Source organism: Drouetiella sp., from assembly GCF_059504425.1.
Window position 1 is genome coordinate 88706 of the sequence record NZ_JCACIN010000110.1, and the last position, 16296, is coordinate 105001.

The 16296-nt window shown below is 51.0% G+C and carries 15 protein-coding genes; 5 read left to right on the forward strand and 10 right to left on the reverse strand.

Translation table 11 applies throughout. From position 1 onward, the window contains the following. Window positions 1-66 precede the first annotated feature (66 nt). Together AC5JMP_RS24685 and AC5JMP_RS24690 are read right to left on the reverse strand one after the other, a co-directional pair. Window positions 67-1437, reverse strand: a complete 1371-nt coding sequence (locus AC5JMP_RS24685) for a pentapeptide repeat-containing protein (protein ID WP_495854153.1) — start codon at window positions 1435-1437, stop codon at window positions 67-69. A gap of 303 nt (window positions 1438-1740) precedes the next feature. Continuing rightward, window positions 1741-1965, reverse strand: coding sequence for a PHD finger domain-containing protein (locus tag AC5JMP_RS24690; protein WP_495854154.1), 225 nt, complete (start codon window positions 1963-1965; stop codon window positions 1741-1743). A gap of 481 nt (window positions 1966-2446) precedes the next feature. Here AC5JMP_RS24690 and AC5JMP_RS24695 point away from each other — a divergent pair, with 481 nt between their 5' ends. Together AC5JMP_RS24695 and AC5JMP_RS24700 are read left to right on the forward strand one after the other, a co-directional pair. After that, complete coding sequence (locus tag AC5JMP_RS24695; protein WP_495854155.1) at window positions 2447-4600, forward strand: CapA family protein; 2154 nt, start codon at window positions 2447-2449, stop codon at window positions 4598-4600. A gap of 287 nt (window positions 4601-4887) precedes the next feature. Beyond that, a complete protein-coding gene (locus tag AC5JMP_RS24700) occupies window positions 4888-5748 on the forward strand; it encodes an aldose epimerase family protein (protein ID WP_495854156.1) in 861 nt (286 codons plus the stop codon). 414 nt (window positions 5749-6162) lie between these two features. On the opposite strand, the gene AC5JMP_RS24705 is transcribed toward AC5JMP_RS24700, so the two are convergent. After that, window positions 6163-6963: a CAP domain-containing protein gene (locus tag AC5JMP_RS24705; RefSeq protein WP_495854157.1), complete on the reverse strand. Its 801-nt coding sequence runs from the start codon at window positions 6961-6963 to the stop codon at window positions 6163-6165. 333 nt (window positions 6964-7296) lie between these two features. Then, on the reverse strand, window positions 7297-7596 hold the full coding sequence (locus AC5JMP_RS24710; protein WP_495854158.1) for a 30S ribosomal protein PSRP-3: 300 nt from the start codon (window positions 7594-7596) through the stop codon (window positions 7297-7299). A 130-nt stretch (window positions 7597-7726) separates the two neighbouring features. Here AC5JMP_RS24710 and AC5JMP_RS24715 point away from each other — a divergent pair, with 130 nt between their 5' ends. Next, on the forward strand, window positions 7727-8536 hold the full coding sequence (locus AC5JMP_RS24715; protein WP_495854159.1) for a TIGR01548 family HAD-type hydrolase: 810 nt from the start codon (window positions 7727-7729) through the stop codon (window positions 8534-8536). On the opposite strand, the gene AC5JMP_RS24720 is transcribed toward AC5JMP_RS24715, so the two are convergent. From AC5JMP_RS24720 to pyk, 4 genes are all read right to left on the reverse strand, one after another. Further along, entirely contained in the window at window positions 8520-8663 is a 144-nt protein-coding gene (locus tag AC5JMP_RS24720) for a hypothetical protein (RefSeq protein ID WP_495854160.1), read from the reverse strand. The two genes, AC5JMP_RS24715 and AC5JMP_RS24720, sit on opposite strands and share 17 nt — an antisense overlap. A 169-nt stretch (window positions 8664-8832) precedes the next feature. Further along, complete coding sequence (locus tag AC5JMP_RS24725; RefSeq protein WP_495854161.1) at window positions 8833-9075, reverse strand: hypothetical protein; 243 nt, start codon at window positions 9073-9075, stop codon at window positions 8833-8835. Between the two features lie 187 nt (window positions 9076-9262). Next, window positions 9263-10084 (reverse strand): tetratricopeptide repeat protein, encoded by an 822-nt coding sequence (locus AC5JMP_RS24730; RefSeq protein ID WP_495854162.1) that lies wholly within the window; start codon window positions 10082-10084, stop codon window positions 9263-9265. A gap of 168 nt (window positions 10085-10252) precedes the next feature. Beyond that, complete coding sequence (gene pyk / locus AC5JMP_RS24735) at window positions 10253-12037, reverse strand: pyruvate kinase (RefSeq protein WP_495854163.1); 1785 nt, start codon at window positions 12035-12037, stop codon at window positions 10253-10255. A gap of 304 nt (window positions 12038-12341) precedes the next feature. On the opposite strand from pyk, the gene ygfZ reads away from it, so the two are divergent. Beyond that, on the forward strand, window positions 12342-13394 hold the full coding sequence (gene ygfZ / locus AC5JMP_RS24740) for a CAF17-like 4Fe-4S cluster assembly/insertion protein YgfZ (RefSeq protein ID WP_495854164.1): 1053 nt from the start codon (window positions 12342-12344) through the stop codon (window positions 13392-13394). On the opposite strand, the gene AC5JMP_RS24745 is transcribed toward ygfZ, so the two are convergent. Beyond that, window positions 13391-13867, reverse strand: coding sequence for an acyl-CoA thioesterase (locus AC5JMP_RS24745; RefSeq protein ID WP_495854165.1), 477 nt, complete (start codon window positions 13865-13867; stop codon window positions 13391-13393). The two genes, ygfZ and AC5JMP_RS24745, sit on opposite strands and share 4 nt — an antisense overlap. A gap of 383 nt (window positions 13868-14250) precedes the next feature. On the opposite strand from AC5JMP_RS24745, the gene AC5JMP_RS24750 reads away from it, so the two are divergent. Beyond that, complete coding sequence (locus AC5JMP_RS24750; protein ID WP_495854166.1) at window positions 14251-15090, forward strand: universal stress protein; 840 nt, start codon at window positions 14251-14253, stop codon at window positions 15088-15090. Between the two features lie 43 nt (window positions 15091-15133). Here the strand turns inward: AC5JMP_RS24750 and AC5JMP_RS24755 are convergent, their stop codons facing one another. After that, window positions 15134-16282 carry a pyridoxal-phosphate-dependent aminotransferase family protein gene (locus AC5JMP_RS24755; protein ID WP_495854167.1) on the reverse strand — a complete coding sequence of 383 codons (1149 nt, stop codon included), beginning with the start codon at window positions 16280-16282 and terminating at the stop codon, window positions 15134-15136. Between the last annotated feature and the right edge of the window lie 14 nt (window positions 16283-16296).

The following is a 16296-nucleotide window of genomic DNA, read 5'->3' on the forward strand; positions in this document are numbered from 1 at the left end:
CAATTTTGTAATGGAATTCGCTTTTCGTAATATCGAAAGCTTTCTGACACTTTCGGCTTAAAGCCTTCACCTACCCAACAAATTTGGAATGCCTTCACAGCCGCCAGGAATAGTGACTCGCGTTGCAGAACCACCCCAAGCGCAGCAGTAATAGCGCTGCTCCTCTGACATGCGACTCACATCGGTAAAATCAGCATCTTCTACCACAGCTCCTGTAAAGGCTCCTGTCGTGAAGTTGGGTAAATCTGCGCGGGTGCGCGGAGTAGCGGTTTCGGCAGAACCTATAAAAAGGCGTGCTCCCATCAGATCGGAGCCAGCCAAACAAGCTTCACAGAGAATGGTGCGGATCAGCTTGGTTTTGACTAAATCGCAGCGGCTGAGGTTGGCATAGATTAGATTAATGTCGCTCAAGTCTGCCCAGCGCAAATCTGTTCCTGTTAAATCTGCTCCCGCCAGCATAATACCCAAGTCAATGACGCGCGTTCCGGTCGCACGGTCTTCAGAATAGCTGCCAGAACCATCGAGAATGGCACGCCCCAAACGACGATCGCGTCTCAAGGGAGTTAACAGCAGCGATCGAGACAAAAAGCGCACCACTTTAGCTTTACCGTTAGCATCAATGCTGCTGAGAATAGCTGCGGTTCGTCCGGCAGCGATCGCTCTCTCTAAAGGCAAATCCTCTAGCAGCCCCTCTTCGTCTAGCACCAAGTCTGAAATACCCTGAAAATAGGAATCGATCGTTTGCTGCTGCGTAATTAAGTTTTGCTGAATGGTTAGATCCTTGCCGATTACATATTGCCGCCACGCGACATAAACAGCTAGGACGGCAATTAGGATTTGCCCAACTGCACCGATCACCTCGCCCGTTGCACCGATCGCATCCCAATTTAGTCCCGAATACCAGGTTCCTAGTCGAGGAGTCACACCAGAGACTTGAAGTAGCCCAACGACAGCGACTGCTAAACCCACAATGCTGATGCTGACGAGACGCTGCTGTGGCGAGAGCAGTTCCATGATCGCCTCGCGAATCGCCATCCAAATCACTTGTAGAGAAATCAGCAGCGCTACGAGTGATCCTGCAAACACCATCCAGAAACTGCCGATCGCCAATCCCACAATCGTCAACACGATCGCAGTCACAATAATCCAGCCGATCGCTCCCGTAGAAGGCTGGATTCCTTTTGCTTTTTGTAGCCTTGCCAGAGCCGGAGCCGCAGAAATTCCTGAAGGATGATAGCCCAGGGAACCAGAAGGCTTGGTCTGAGTACGGCTAATGGCTGATGCAGCCTGGTTCTTGAGGCTACCAGAATCTTCTGCCGATCGATCGATCGCCGATGACCAACCTTCTAAGTCGGAGCTTTGGTCATCAGCGCCGTTGGGCTTGCTGCTACTGCTGTTGGAGGATGCCGATGAAGCTGAGTTGGAGTCCAGTGTCATAGTGGCTAACTGGCTGAGATGAATCCTTGCCTTAACTAGGATAAAGCCACTTGCCCATACTGTCTGCCATGTCTGCCCACTATATCTATGCTAAAGGCTCTACTCAAACAAATTTTGGTAGTCCTCAAAAGGTAGTGATTATTAGTTGTGGGGCGAAACCCCACAACTAATACCATTTGAAGTGATGAGGCGGCAGATGATTTTCGAGAGCCGCGCGTTCCGCGCGGCTCTCGAAAATCATCTGCCCTGTTTGGGTCTTAAATTGGTATCAGAATCACTACCTGAATACCACTACTCAAATTTCTAGACCTTACCTCGGCGATCGACTAAGGCGAAAGGATTGCTGCTGTTAGCCTCACGCTGAATTTGCCCAGATTGAATCGCTGTTTCTAGCTGCTTCAATGCGGCTAAGTCGTAGCCTTGGTAGCCACGCATCGATAAAACCTGCCTCATTAAGGCTTCGGATGCCACGCTCAGACAACCCGTCTGGAAAGCAGACTGAATCAGGCAATTAATCATGGGAGCCATCTGAAACTTGCGGGGTTGCCCTTAGTCTGCACGATCGGCTCTCCCAGGATGCTGACGCAGATCAGTGGGATCGCGTGATCTGCCGAGAATAAAACTGTGACTGAAATCACAAAGTTCTGATGAATTGTGTCTCGATAAATCATTTTTTGATGAACCGTGTTCTGAATAGACCGTTCTGATCAACCCGTTGTCACAGAGGCACAGCTCTAATTCGGAAAACTATAGCTGTCGCCAGTTTGCTTCGGACATTTTTGGCGGGGCGCTTAGCGCCCCGCCAAAAATGTCCCCGCCCTAACCGCCTTGGCGGTTGCCATAACTAGGAAATTTCAAAATCTCTGGCTTTTCTTAGAGCAAATTTAATATCTGGAGCTAGTATTATCTGGAGCTTATGCAGTCCATAGTCTGCAACGCTTAGAACATGTGTGGTTTGGACTTCCGCAAGGAGGACGCGATCGTTGATGGAGTGGGGAGGAGATAGTGAATGACTAATTTAGACAGTTCTTGGGAAGCTTCGGTGGTTAAGTTGGCGCAAGCCGGGAATTTGCGCGCCTTGACCTTTTGGTTAAATCGCTATCTCGTGCCTCAGGGGCTATGCGCTCAGGTCGCTTCAGACTCTGGCAAAGGGCTGATGGTTCACGTGGTTTGCCATCGATTGCCAGATGGCGATCGCCTAGTCCACTTTTTGCGTCAGCGCTTCCTGGAGCTGAATTCTGAAGTGATTGATCATTTGCAGGTTAAGGCTCAGCGGGTTGGCTCTTCTGAATTAATGTGGGAGCGATCGGTTGCTCTGCGCTTTTCGTCACAGCCACAAGTTTCGTCACAGCCCCAGGTTCCGTCACAGCCACAAGGTGTACCGCAGGTGGCGAAGTCTATGGCACCGTCGGCAGCACCGTCAGCGACCGTTACGCCTTTACCGACGACAGCCAGTCAGCAGGTCAAGCATTCTGGCGATCGGACGGCGACACCTATTCAGTTTGTCCCACGCCCCATTCCCAGAAGCCAGCCCGTTTCTCAGCCTCAGACTTCTCAGGGCAAGACTTCTCAGGGTCAGATTTTTCAGGGTCAGCCGATCGCCAAAAAACGCTTGAAAAAAAAGCTTAGCAAACGGCGAATTGTCTCTTCTAACCGAGGGTTGGGCAAAATTCAGGGACAGATACAGACCTGGAAAGAGGGGGCACTTGACCGGGCGGATGACTTCAAAGCAATGACGGCACGCACGGTTGATCGATCGCAGTTTTGGTTTAGCCAGCGATCGCCCGAAGTCAAGAGTCTGCTGATTGGCAGCTCGGTGGCATCCATTGTGGCTGTGGGCTGCGGCCTGCAGGTTATGAGCCAGTATGTAGGTTCGCCGTCAGGTGAACTTTGGCAAGCTGCCATGACTGATACTAAACCAGCCCAGTCGGATAAGGTGCAAACTCCCCTAGAACCAATTTCGATCATTCGGCAGACGGTGCAAAATCCGCAAGACGCGACCATAACGCTGGTGTTTGCAGACAATGCGGCATTAGGGCGAGGCTCCAGTATTGCGGCATATCAGCAAGCCGATCTGCTGATGAGCAACTTGGATAATGCTTTGATAGCGCCTTCTGATACGCCTTCTTCCGCAGGTGCAGCTTCTCCAGAGGCGATCGCCCCATCTTCCGATACGAGCTTGGCAGCTTCCGCAATTGCTCCCAAAGCAACTGCTGCAAAAACCATCGCGCTGACTGAACCCCTGACCTTGGAGACTCCGGTAGACAGCACGGCAGTTCAAGACAATGCAGTAGCGCTAGGCAGTGCAGCAGACTATCTCAGTGTCGGGGCAGAACTGCCCCAAGTCGTAGGTGAAATTCGTACCACGACGCTTGAGGAATTGCAGACGCACGGCGTGGATGTGGTTAACCTGGCAACCGATCGCCTGATGGCTGAAGATCTGCCTCAAACCCTGAATGCCCTGGCTCAGAAGACTATTTACCCTGTCGGAGCGGGGCAAACCCTGCGAGAGGCGCGTCGTCCGCAGGTATTTGAGATTAAGGGACAAAAAGTAGCGGTTTTGGGCTACGCTGACTCTGATTTATATGCCGCAAGCGATCGGACGGCAGGTCTAAATCCGGGTTTGCGTAGCCAGATTGAGGCTGACATCAAAACCGTCCGCGCTCAGGTAGATTGGGTGATTGTCAGTTACCACTGGAATAAAGCCACGCAGGCCGATCCAGATGACTTACAAGTTGCACTGTCTAGAGCCGCGATCGATCAGGGTGCAGATTTAGTCGTGGGCTATGCGCCACAAATTATGCAGGGAGCCGAAATCTACGGAGGACGGGCGATCGTCTACTCCTTGGGAAACACTATTGATGCGTATAGTGGCGACAAAGCTAACTACGACACGGCGGCTCTCAAAGTCACGCTTCAGGATCGAAAAATGCAGGTGGAATATCTGCCCATTCAAGTGCAGCAAGACCAAGCGGCAATTGCTCAAGGAGATGCGGCAGCCAAAATTACACAGTATCTCCAGCAAGCCTCTAGCCTATTTGATCATCCGCTGCGATCGCCTCTGATGCTAGATGCCCGTCTGCGTGTTTCTTTGCCCAGCGCACCTGATGCCGAGATGCCCACCGATCCTTTTTTGGGTGTTTCTGACCCAGCAAGGCAGTAAGTTCACGTTGCAGTAAGTTCACGTTGGTGAAAGGTTTGTTGTGAAAGGTTCTCACAACAAACCTTTCACCAGATATAGCCCTACGCGCTTAGATCCAATGGGTTATTTTTTGAGAGCCGCGCGGAGCGCGGCTCTCAAAAAATAACCCGTCCTAACTCAATTACGTAGGGCTATAAATGGAAATAATCGCCAAGTCTAGAAGACTACCTGAAGAGTGTGCAGTGAAGAGCCATAATAGTCCTGGCTAGCGATCGCTGGTCGCCCTATCCTCTTCATTTCCTATTCTTATGTCTTCAATTACCGCTGACCAAGATCTATACAAAACCTATATCTTGACGGATGGATCGGCTCGTCTGGAAGTTGTGCCAGAGCGAGGCGGCATTGTCACCGCTTGGCAGGTGGGCGGTAAGGATCTGTTTTATCTAGATGCAGAGCGATTCACCCATCCAGATTTATCGGTGCGGGGCGGTATCCCGATTCTGTTTCCAATCTGCGGCAACTTGCCCGACAACACTTACACCCACAATGGACAGACCTACACGCTAAAGCAACATGGCTTTGCTAGAGAATTGCCCTGGGAAGTGATTGATCAGAGTACAGAAGATGGAGCCAGCCTTACAGTAGGGCTGAGCAGCAGCGATCGCACTCTTGCTGACTACCCATTTGAGTTTAAGCTTGCCTTCACCTACAGGCTTCAGGGCAATACTCTAACGATTCACCAACGCTACACCAATCAATCCACAGAGGTGATGCCGTTCTCGGCTGGGTTTCATCCTTACTTTGCGGTGAGCGACAAATCTCAGCTTCAAGTTGAGATCCCTGGAACTCAGTTTTATAACCAGGTCGAGCGCGCTACTCACGATTTTTCTGGCAGCTTTGATTTCACCGCAGATGAGATCGATGCCGCGTTTGGTAATGTCACCGCTCAGTCTGCCAGCGTCACAGATGCGGCTCAAGGGCTGAAAATGGCGATCGACTATGATCCGCTTTTTTCAACTCTGGTGTTTTGGACAGTCAAGGGCAAAGATTTCTACTGTTTGGAACCCTGGACAGCTCCGCGAAATTCACTGAACACGGGCGAAAACCTGACCCATTTGGAACCTGGAGCAAGTTTGGAAGCAACTGTAACTATGACTGTGAGTTTCTAGGCCAGCTCTGTGATAGAGGTTTAAGGCTTGTGATATTTGTTGAAAGCGTGTAGTAACGCGAAGCTTTCAACAAATATCACAAGCCTTAATCATTGGGCTTAGGACATTTGGGAGTCCTTATACCAATTTGAATTGGAACCACGACAGATTCCGGTACAAGCTTGGCATAGCTCCTTCTGAGGTTCGATGTGCCCACAAATTCATTTAAATTGGTATTACAGCCCTACGTAGTTGAGTTAGGACGAGTTATTTTTTGAGAGCTGCGCTCCGCGCGGCTCTCAAAAAATAATTCATTAGATCTAAGCGCGTAGCGCTATACCCAAATACCACTACCGGACATTTTTGAGGACGCGCGTAGCGCCCTCAAAAATGTCCCTGTCCTCAACGCTGTGAATACAGCTACTGGAAATACAGCTAACCTGGCGCACCAAGTTTTTGTGTCCAATAGGAGTTGTAGTTAACGTTGCCCGTATCGTTTGCCAGGAAGAAGTAGCCCACGCCGATTTCTTTGAGCTTGGGATCAAGCAGGTTGGCACGGTGTCCGGGGCTGTTAATCCAGCTCTGCATTACCGCTTCGGGAGTTGCCTGACCTGCGGCAATATTTTCAGCAGCGCGTGACCATTTGTAGCCGCCCCTTGTCATGCGATCCCAGGGCTGAGATCCATCTAGACCTTGGTGTGCCAGGAAATCTTGCTTTGCCATAGTCTGGCTGTAGGCTTGAGCAACGGTGGTCAGTTTGCTATTGGCAGTGAGCGGCGCTAAGTTGTTTTTCAGCCGAAAATCATTAGTTAAATCAACTACTCGCTTGGAAAAGTCGCTACTATCCGATCTCGCTTCGTCAGTAGAAGAGACGGCAGACGAGAGGCTGAGGCGGTAGCTGCTGTTGCCTCGCCGGATTGAAGAAACTTGAATAAAGTAGTTGCCCGCCGCAAGATCTGTGACTTGAGTTTGGTTCATCTTGTTGGCGCGAGAAGCAAGACTTTTTAGAACTTCACCAGGGTCAATTGCCCCATTTTGATTGCGATCTTGAAACAGCCGCGCCGTGGCTCCAGTCCCAGAACTTCTGTGTTTTAGCCTTAAGCTCGTGCGATCGCTCAGGCTAAAGCTAAACAAATCGGATTGACTGCCCCGGACGCGATCGCTTAGCGTTTGATTAGTTGCGATCGGGATAGCTCGACTCAGCCCAGTTTCACTCATGCTTTTCGGTATATTCATCTGTTTGCCTACTGCGGAGTTCAGTATAATTTACTTCCAGTAAGCCGCAAAAAAAGAAGTAAGTCACCCTAACATCTACCGAGTAAAATTCAGCTTTCAGAGTATTTGACAGATTTTTACTCAAGTTAAAGCATACTTATTTATACGGGCAATATTCAGTATTTCAGCATTTTTTATAAGATCTCCTCTGGGAAGCTCACACAAAAATTTGTCCCCCGATTCAGCAATGCCAAAAAATAATGGAGCAAATACAAATCTGCCCCACCGTTCGATCACAAGTAAATTACGAATACATCTTTGAACTCACCTCTTGCTCGGCAAGTTTAACCAAGGCTAGTTGCTCCCTGTGAAAGTAACTTCAGGAAACTTACTTTGCGCCTCGGCCATGGATTGCCGTTTGCCTTCTTCTTGCCAGTAGTTAATTACCTCGGTCGCCTTATTTAATAGATCAATCCGATCGACCTCAGTAATCCAATGCTTTTCTTCTAGCGTTGACTTCAACTGTTCCCAGGCATCATTACGGGGCCAGAAGAAGTAGGATGTCAGGGGGCTTGTACCCTTGCCCACAATCTGATCTACCGCTAGCGCCACGTCTTTTTCGAGCCAAAGAACCTTGAGAATAAACTTAGCCAAACAAACCTCCTGAACTGCCCTGAGGCGTTCCCAAATATCTACATAACCCTCTATATTAATGCATGGTTTCTCGAATGACCATTTGAGAGCATAACGTTCGCAAAGATACCGCTGCTCGGAGGTTTTGGTAATGAGTGCGATCGCGGTATTTGATATTGATGGCGTGGTGAGAGATGTGGGACATTCCTACAGACGCGCCTTAGCAGACACAGTTGAACATTTTACCCAAGCCTATCGCCCTTCGCAGGTGGATATCGATCGCCTCAAGCAAGAAGGGGTTTGGAATAACGATTGGGAGGCTTCGCGTGAGTTAATCTATCGCCATTTTGAGGCAAAGGGCACGGCGCGATCGGCGTTAGGTTTAAGCTATGAGACCCTGGTGGATTTCTTTCAGCGTCGCTATCGAGGCGATGATTTGGAGAACCCAGACCACTGGAACGGCTATATCACTCAGGAACCGCTGCTGATGCAGCCCTCCTATCTAGAGAGTCTGACGAGTGCCGGAATTGCTTGGGGATTTTTTAGCGGCGCGACGCGAGGCTCGGCTTGTTTTGTGCTAGAGAAGAAATTGGGATTGCGATCGCCCGTCCTGGTAGCGATGGAGGATGCGCCCGGAAAGCCTGACCCAACAGGTTTATTTCAGGTGCTTCAGCAGCTAGAAGCGTCTCAGCCCATCCAAACATCCTCAAGTGCAGCCGTAATTTATGTAGGCGATACGGTTGCCGATATGCAGACCGTCGAGAGAGCCAGAAACCAGAAGCCCGATCGCCCGTGGATTGGTGTTGGCATTCTTCCCCCTCACGCTCAGCAGTCTCCTGAATACAAAGAGGCATACATAGCTCAGCTTCAGGTTGCTGGAGCAGCGATTGTGCTAGACCATGTGGAGAAACTGACCCCTGAGCAGATTCAAGCCCTGCTGAAGCCTACTTATGGACACTAGATTTGAACAGTAGCTCAAGCTTCAGCACTAGCTTGTAGAGCCATTCTAGCCCCATGGAGCTAATCCACTGGGGCATGGCGGCAGATCTAGAGTGCAGCTTGTTAGGATTGGAATAGAGGGTTTTCATGGACGATATTTCAGGCGTGTCTCAGCAATGCTACTACTCAAACAGCTTGCGATTATGAGTAGTTCATTACAATAATAAGTAGACACTGAAAAACGCTACATGAATTATTTGTAAAGCCCCGTATAATTACTAATAACTCTGCGATTCAGCTGAATCAGCAGCTTCAAATCTAGCCCAGATTGCGATGATTAGGGCGATCGGACGTGTGATGCTTTGTTTTAAGAAGTTTATGAATCACTTCCACGAAGGAAAGCGGTAGCACCACAAACCAAAAGAACGCACCCAGAATCACAACTGCCCAAGATTTCTTATCCGTTTTGGGCACTGAGCGATCGAGCCAGAAGGCGAGCAGCAGAACACTGAGAACGAGTAACGCAACAATAAAGTAGAGAGTAACGAGGTTGGCTTGCATTCTTTGAGCTGTGGCGATCCTAAGATAGTCATCTTACCAAGCTGCGATCGCCAAATGCGCAACATACCCATGCCGCTCAACAATTATTATCACCTGTTAGGGCTGTCGCCAGTTTGCTTAGGACGTTTATGGTGAAGCGCTTCGCGCTCCACCTAGACGTCACCATACCGCCTTGGCAGTTGCCACACTACTGTAGCTTCAAAAATTTCTCCAAAGCTGTCACCATTGCCGGACTCCAGCGGCGTGTATGGGCAACCCAGTCTAGATCCTTGTAGCGTCTGTCTAACCCCACGGCTGCTACCCAGTTGCTCTCTGCTTCTCCCTGATTGCCAGTGACCCAGAGAGCTGCCGTCAAAGCAGCCCGCATATCTGCAAACTGAGGATACTTGCGAACTAGATTCTTCATGGTGCGGATTGCTTCGGAGATCTGCCCCACTTGGTAGAGGGCAAGCGCATAGTTTGCCCGCGCAAAGGCAAACTCAGGCGCCATATCGGCTGCCTTGCGATAATCGACGATCGCCTCCTCCCACTCACCCATGCCCGCTTCAGCGTTCCCGCGATTGTTGAAGGCCGCTGGGTCTTGGGGATCAAGTTCTAAAACACGATTGTAGTCAGCAATCGCCTCCTCCCACCGACCCAAGCCTTCCAAAGCCGTGCCGCGATTAAGGTACGGATCGGGCGCTTCCGGGGCAAGGGCGATTGCCTGGTCATAGTCGGCGATCGCTTCCTCCAGCTTGTTTTGGCTAACCCTGGCATTGCCCCGATTGCTCCAAATGGCTGGCTCTTCAGGTAGCTGCTCAATCAGCTTTGTCCAATATTGCTCAGCCGTGGAGAAATCGCCTGAATTGGTAGCGGCAAAGGCCTGCGATCGCAGCTCTTCCAGAGAGTTAGGTGGAGAAACTTGCGGAGATCCGGTCAGATCAGACAAATTAAAGGCAGCCTGGGCAGGCAAGATGTTCCCTGTCCAAACCAAGAAAGCTAGGAATAAGGCAAGTAAGAAGCTAATCATGGATTAGATCATGACAGGTTTTCCGTTTCCGAACAACCTGCCTTCAGCTTTTTTACAGCGCTTTGCGCTTGGTTAAGTGTGGGTTATTTTTTAGAAGCCGCGCGGCGCGCGGCTTCTAAAAAATAACTGTGGTTTGTGCAATTGAAAATTGCTGTAAATGGCAAGCGTCTAAACCATCAAAGCCGAGTCATTCTGGACAGCATTTGCGGTTCCAGAATAGACCCAACCCCGCTGCATATCAAGGGTGACAATTGCGCCATCGCGCACAATCTCTGTCGCGTGCTTGACCCCAACAATCACAGGTACGCCCAGCCTTAGCCCAATGACAGCCGCATGGCTGGTGAGGCTATCTTCCTCCGTCACTACGCCAGATGCTTTTTTGATCGCCTCAATGTAATCCACGCTGGTTTTAGAAACAATCAGAATTTCTCCTGGATTGAAATTTCTCAGCTCGCGGCTATTGCGAGTCACGCGGGCACGACCGCTCACCGTTCCCTGCCCAATGCCAACGCCCTTGCCCAAGACCGACGTGACGACATCCACCTTAATTAGATCCGTAGAGCCAGCTACGCCTTGAAGCGTCCCTGCGGTCATCACCACCAAGTCGCCCTGTTGCAGCATCCCTTTCTCTTGAGCCACCGTCATGGCTGCCTGGAAGGTCTGCCCCGTTGAAGGTAAGTCCAGCACCAACAGCGGACGCACGCCCCACACGAGCTGCAGCTGCCGGGCGACATCCACATGGGGAGTGATCGCCAGAATGGGCTTGTTCGGACGAAATTTGGAGACGTTCCGCGCCGTTGCGCCTGTCTTGGTCAGAGTCATGATGGCAGCCGCCTGAAGCTGTTCGGCAATGCGGCTGACCGCCTGACTAATGGAATTGGGGATCGATCGCCCTGATCCCATCTCTGAGTCGCGGGGATATTGCTCTTGCTCAATTCGCATAGCAATCCGCGCCATCGTCTCGACCGCCATGACCGGGAAACTGCCGACCGCCGTTTCGTTCGACAACATGACGGCATCCGTACCATCAATGATGGCATTAGCTACATCCGAGATTTCGGCGCGGGTAGGACGCGGATTGTTGACCATGCTGTCTAGCATCTGCGTTGCCGTAATCACCGGGATACCCAGTCGATTTGCCGTTTTAATCAGCCGCTTTTGTAAAACGGGCACATCTTCGGCGGGTAGCTCCACACCCAAATCTCCCCGTGCCACCATGACACCATCACAAAGGGAAAGGACTGCTTCCATTTGCTCGATCGCCTCATGTTTCTCGATCTTGGCAATTACAGGCACGTTTTTCCCTGCGCTGGCAATCAGCTCTTTAATTTCCAAGACATCTTGAGGATTGCGAACAAAGCTGAGGGCAACCCAATCTACCCCCTGATCTAGCCCAAACATCAGATCTTCGCGGTCTTTGTCCGTTAAGGCACGAATGGAGAGATAGACCCCCGGAAAATTCACGCCTTTGTTGTTGGACAACACGCCGCCCACCGTCACTCGGCAATGAAGTTCGCGGGCTAGCGGATCTACCTTCTCGACCTGCATTTCCACCCGACCATCATCCAACATGATGACTGCGCCTGAAGGCACTTCATCAGCTAGCGGTTCGTAAGTCACAGAACTCTTTTCTTGCGTGCCAGGAATCTTGTGGCTGGTGAGGATGAAGGGATCGCCCTTCTTTAAGGTAATGGGGCCGTTCTCAAATCGCCCTAACCGGATCTTAGGCCCCTGCAAGTCTTGTAAAATGCCGACGGGCTGATTGATTTCAAACGAAATTTGGCGAATCAGCCGAATACTGCGCTGGTGGTCTTCGTGGGTTCCGTGAGAGAAATTAAGACGCAAGGTGGTAGCTCCCGCCTCAATCAGCTCTTTTAGGACTTCTGGGCTGCTGGTGGCAGGTCCGATCGTGGCAACAATCTTGGTTCGATGGAGGGAATGCTGTGGTTGCATGAGGGTTTGTGCGCAGAAGGGGAGCTGTCTACGATCGTCCGATAGTCCTATCTACGATAGTTGCGACTACCATAGCCCTGATTATTGGTAAGGCAAGAGGGATACTACCACGTTTGGAAGTCTCTTTATATAGTTCCGGTCATGTTTGATGAAATGATGAGAAATCAGAGGAATTTTGGGGCTGGATGAGGCAGTAGATTATTTCTGACGGAGGAAATATCTTGTCGCTAAGATCCAAGATGTCGCCAAGATCCAAGATAAGGATCGCAGGCAGCTCTTTGCCATTACTCAAAGCATAGACAATATGACTCAAGCACTACGGGAACTTCAGGCATCGGCAGGCGCTACTTTCACTTCAACCGCCGGAGGCGATACGCCCCTAGGCTTTGGCAATGATCCGATCGCTCTTCAGGCAGTCCAGACCGGAGTGGCAATCTGCGATCGCTCCCACTGGGGACGGATTGAGGTATCGGGGAACGATCGCCTCCGGTTTCTGCACAACCAAACCACCAATGATTTTCAATCTCTGAAGCCAGGTCAAGGCTGCGACACGGTATTTGTGACTTCGACCGCGCGGACGATCGATCTAGCAACAGCCTATGTTCTAGAATCTGCCGTGCTACTGCTCGTATCTCCTGGCTATAGTCAAAAGCTGACACAGTGGATGGATCGATATATCTTTTTTGCCGACCAAGTTGATCTGAAAGATATTACAGGTGATACTGCAACATTTAGCCTTTTAGGAAAAAATAGTGATGATTTAGTGACTCAAATAGGAGCAGGCGCGATCGTCGGTCAACCCTATGGCAGTCATCAAGTTTTTGAGATTACTGGAGTAGAAGTACGCATTGCAGTCGGCAGCGGATTGGCGACTTCAGGCTACACGCTAATCGTGAACGGCGAAGCGGCTGTGCTCTGGAAAACCTTGACTGAAGCCGGAGCTGCACCTCTGGGCGATCGCCTTTGGGAACAGCTCCGCATCACAGAAGGTCGCCCCGTACCGGGACATGAACTTACTGAAGATATAAATCCCTTAGAGGCGGGACTGTGGCAAACGATCTCGCTGAGCAAAGGCTGCTACATTGGGCAAGAGACGATCGCCCGTTTGCACACCTACAAAGGCGTGAAGCAACAGCTCTGGGGAATTCGCTTGAGCCAATCTGCGGCTCCTGAAAGCGTAGTCATGCTAGGCGAGGAGAAAGTGGGAGTTCTCACCAGCATGACTGAAACTGAGCGGGGCTACTTGGGATTAGCTTACATTCGCACCAAAGCCGTCAGCCCCAACTTAAAGGTGCAGGTAGGCGAAACCGAAGGAGAATTGGTCGCCCTACCCTTTGTATCCCACGAGTATCCCTAACCTTCAAATTGTCCCGACAATCTCTTTAGGGCATCTTGCATGGTGGGGGGTAGCTGCCGCATAATTTTGCCCTTCTCTCGATCGACTGCCACCAGCGACACCTGAGCCGTTACATAAGTCTCTTGTCTATCTAGCGACTGAATTTGGTATTCCCAGTTGAGCCGTACGCCTTCCATTGCCGACATTCTGGCTCGGACGATCGCCTCCGTTCCCAGCTTGATCGAGCGATGATAGCGAATGGATAGATCGACCACAGGTAAATCACAGCCGATCGCCACCAGATCAGAAAACTCAATGCCGAGCGATCGCAGACACTCCACACGAGCTTCTTCCAGCCAAGCAATATAAGTGCCATGCCAGACGATACCCGCATAGTCAGTATGGTGGGGCTGGGCGCGAACGGGGTAGTCAAACCAATTGTTGGGGGCTTCACTCGATCGCGGTTGAATGGCTTCAGTGGATTGGAGCTGCATAGACTCACCTTCTATTGAACTGAACTATTGAACTGAATGGTTGAGCTGAATGGTTGAGCTGAATTTTAGAGATGGCAACCGCCAAGGCGGTTAGGACGGGGACATTTAGGTAGGGTGCTTCGCGCCCCACCTAAATGTCCTAAGCAAATTGGCGACAGCCATACTTGAGGATCTGCGACTATGAAGTGCGATCGCTCCATCTAGGCTAGCTTAGACTCGCGAAGATCTCAGCTATTTTTCAATCTGTGAAGGATTTGCAGATTGGCGATTCAACCGTCATAGACTGGGCTTAAAGAGTCCTATTGATCATTAAACTTTAAGCCGATAAGCTTTAAGCCAATCTGGCTCGATCGCTACAGAAAAGCTTGATTCAGGAGTAGCCCATGATAGAAAAAATTTTACTGGCCAATTCAGGCACCGGACGTACTGAAGAAATGTTGAAATCGCTGATGGAAGTGCCGCTGATTCAGCGGGCTACCGTTACCGTACTCCATGTCGTAGCGCCACAGGTAACAGCCGAAGCCATGACAGAAAAATGGCAGGAAGGGGGCAAAACCCTGGCAAACTCCATTCAAAAGCTCAGTCTAGATCCGACGCGCGTGACTGCCATGCTGCGAGAAGGCGACCCCAAGGATATTGTTTGTCGGGTTGCGGATGAAATCGATTCCGACCTGATTATTATGGGTTCGCGGGGGTTGAAGCGCATTCAGTCGATTCTGGAAAACTCGGTGAGCCAGTATGTGTTTCAGCTTGCCTCTCGCCCAATGCTGTTGGTTAAAGACGATATCGTGGTGCGCAAAATCAACCGAATTATGGTGGCAATGGACAAGTCGCCCTCGGCGCAAAAATGCCTGAAGCTGGCGATCGCCTTTCTCCGAGACATCAAAGGCAGTCAGCTTGTTTTAGCCCACACTAACCCTGATCTGAAGCTGAAGCCCGGTGAAATTTCTGCCAATCCCAATGAAGATCCGGTGCTGATTCCAGCAATCAACGAAGCTAAGAAGTACGGCGTTAACTACAAATGTATTGCGCCAGAAGGTAAACCCGGTGAACGGATCTGTCAAATTGCTGAAGACCTAAACGTCGATTTACTGATTTTAGGATCACCCGAAAGCCGCCCCTCGATCGCCAAAGCATTACCCGATCTCGACCGCCTTCTGGGGCAGTCGCTTTCAGACTATGTGCGGGTTTATGCCAACTGTCCGGTGCTGCTAGTGCGATAGCGCCAATGAAGTCGCGCTGCCTTCCCAGGCAGCGCTAACCCGGCTACTGCGTCAGGACTTGAGCTGCCGCAGCGACTCCCGCACCTGCCGTAAAGTTCTCGTAGCCCAACTCGCTCAGAGCCGCTTCCAAAGCGCTGATCGCCGTCAGAATGTCGCGATCGCTGACAAAGCCCAGATGCCCCACTCGGAAGATCTTGCCGCTGAGGTGATCCTGTCCGCCCGCCATGACGATATCAAAGCGCTTGCGCAGAATCGATCGAATTTTCTCAGCATCCACGCCGATGGGAGCCACAGACGTAATCGCTGGGCTGCCCGCAGAGTCGGGGGCAAACAGCGGCAGGTTGAGGGCTTTCATGGCAGCACGAGTGGCATTTTTGAGGCGATCGTGTCGAGCAAAAATATTCTCCAAACCCTCTGCCCTCATTATGCCCAGCGCCACCTGAAGCGCAAAAAACATATTAACCGGAGGCGTAAAGGGATGGCTATTTTTGGCGGCTTCCTTGCGGTACTTGCCCAAATCTAGATAGAAACGCGGCAGCTTTGCGGTGGCATAAGCTTCCCAAGCTTTGGGACTAACTGCCACAAAACCCAATCCTGGCGGCAGCATATAGCCTTTTTGCGAACCTGAAGCGACGACATCTAGACCCCAGGCATCGATCGGCACGCTAGTGGCTCCTAGACTCGTGACCGCATCGACCATCATCAGCGCACCGTGCGCTTTGACATAGCGGCTAATGGTTTCCAGGTCATTAATTACGCCCGTCGAGGTTTCGCTATGGGTAACGATGACTGCCTTAATTTGTTTGTCAGCATCGGCTTCGAGAGAGGCGCGCACCGCTTCAGGGTCAATCACTTTGCCCCACTCAGCCGTCACTTTCTCGACGTTTAGCCCATAGACTTCGCAGATCTCGACCCAGCGATCGCCAAATTTGCCGTTGGTGGTAACGAGGACGCGATCGCCCTGGCTAAGGAAGTTAATGATTCCCGCCTCCATTGCACCCGTACCGCTAGCTGCCAAAATCAGCACGTCATTTTGGGTTTGGTGCAGCCACTTTAGCCCTTCGGTAACTTCGGCAATAATTTTGAAAAAATCGCCGCTGCGATGCCCGATCGGGTGCTTCGCCATGGCTAGCAACACGCTTTCCGGTACGGGAGTCGGCCCCGGAATCATTAACATCAACTTGTCATCCATTGCTCTATCCTGCC

Coding starts and splice junctions, on each gene's coding strand:
- AC5JMP_RS24685 (WP_495854153.1), bottom strand. CDS start 1,437: ATGACACTGGACTCCAACTCAGCTTCATCGGCATCCTCCAACAGCAGT.
- AC5JMP_RS24690 (WP_495854154.1), bottom strand. CDS start 1,965: ATGGCTCCCATGATTAATTGCCTGATTCAGTCTGCTTTCCAGACGGGT.
- AC5JMP_RS24695 (WP_495854155.1), top strand. CDS start 2,447: ATGACTAATTTAGACAGTTCTTGGGAAGCTTCGGTGGTTAAGTTGGCG.
- AC5JMP_RS24700 (WP_495854156.1), top strand. CDS start 4,888: ATGTCTTCAATTACCGCTGACCAAGATCTATACAAAACCTATATCTTG.
- AC5JMP_RS24705 (WP_495854157.1), bottom strand. CDS start 6,963: ATGAATATACCGAAAAGCATGAGTGAAACTGGGCTGAGTCGAGCTATC.
- AC5JMP_RS24715 (WP_495854159.1), top strand. CDS start 7,727: ATGAGTGCGATCGCGGTATTTGATATTGATGGCGTGGTGAGAGATGTG.
- AC5JMP_RS24720 (WP_495854160.1), bottom strand. CDS start 8,663: ATGAAAACCCTCTATTCCAATCCTAACAAGCTGCACTCTAGATCTGCC.
- AC5JMP_RS24725 (WP_495854161.1), bottom strand. CDS start 9,075: ATGCAAGCCAACCTCGTTACTCTCTACTTTATTGTTGCGTTACTCGTT.
- AC5JMP_RS24730 (WP_495854162.1), bottom strand. CDS start 10,084: ATGATTAGCTTCTTACTTGCCTTATTCCTAGCTTTCTTGGTTTGGACA.
- pyk (WP_495854163.1), bottom strand. CDS start 12,037: ATGCAACCACAGCATTCCCTCCATCGAACCAAGATTGTTGCCACGATC.
- ygfZ (WP_495854164.1), top strand. CDS start 12,342: ATGACTCAAGCACTACGGGAACTTCAGGCATCGGCAGGCGCTACTTTC.
- AC5JMP_RS24745 (WP_495854165.1), bottom strand. CDS start 13,867: ATGCAGCTCCAATCCACTGAAGCCATTCAACCGCGATCGAGTGAAGCC.
- AC5JMP_RS24750 (WP_495854166.1), top strand. CDS start 14,251: ATGATAGAAAAAATTTTACTGGCCAATTCAGGCACCGGACGTACTGAA.
- AC5JMP_RS24755 (WP_495854167.1), bottom strand. CDS start 16,282: ATGGATGACAAGTTGATGTTAATGATTCCGGGGCCGACTCCCGTACCG.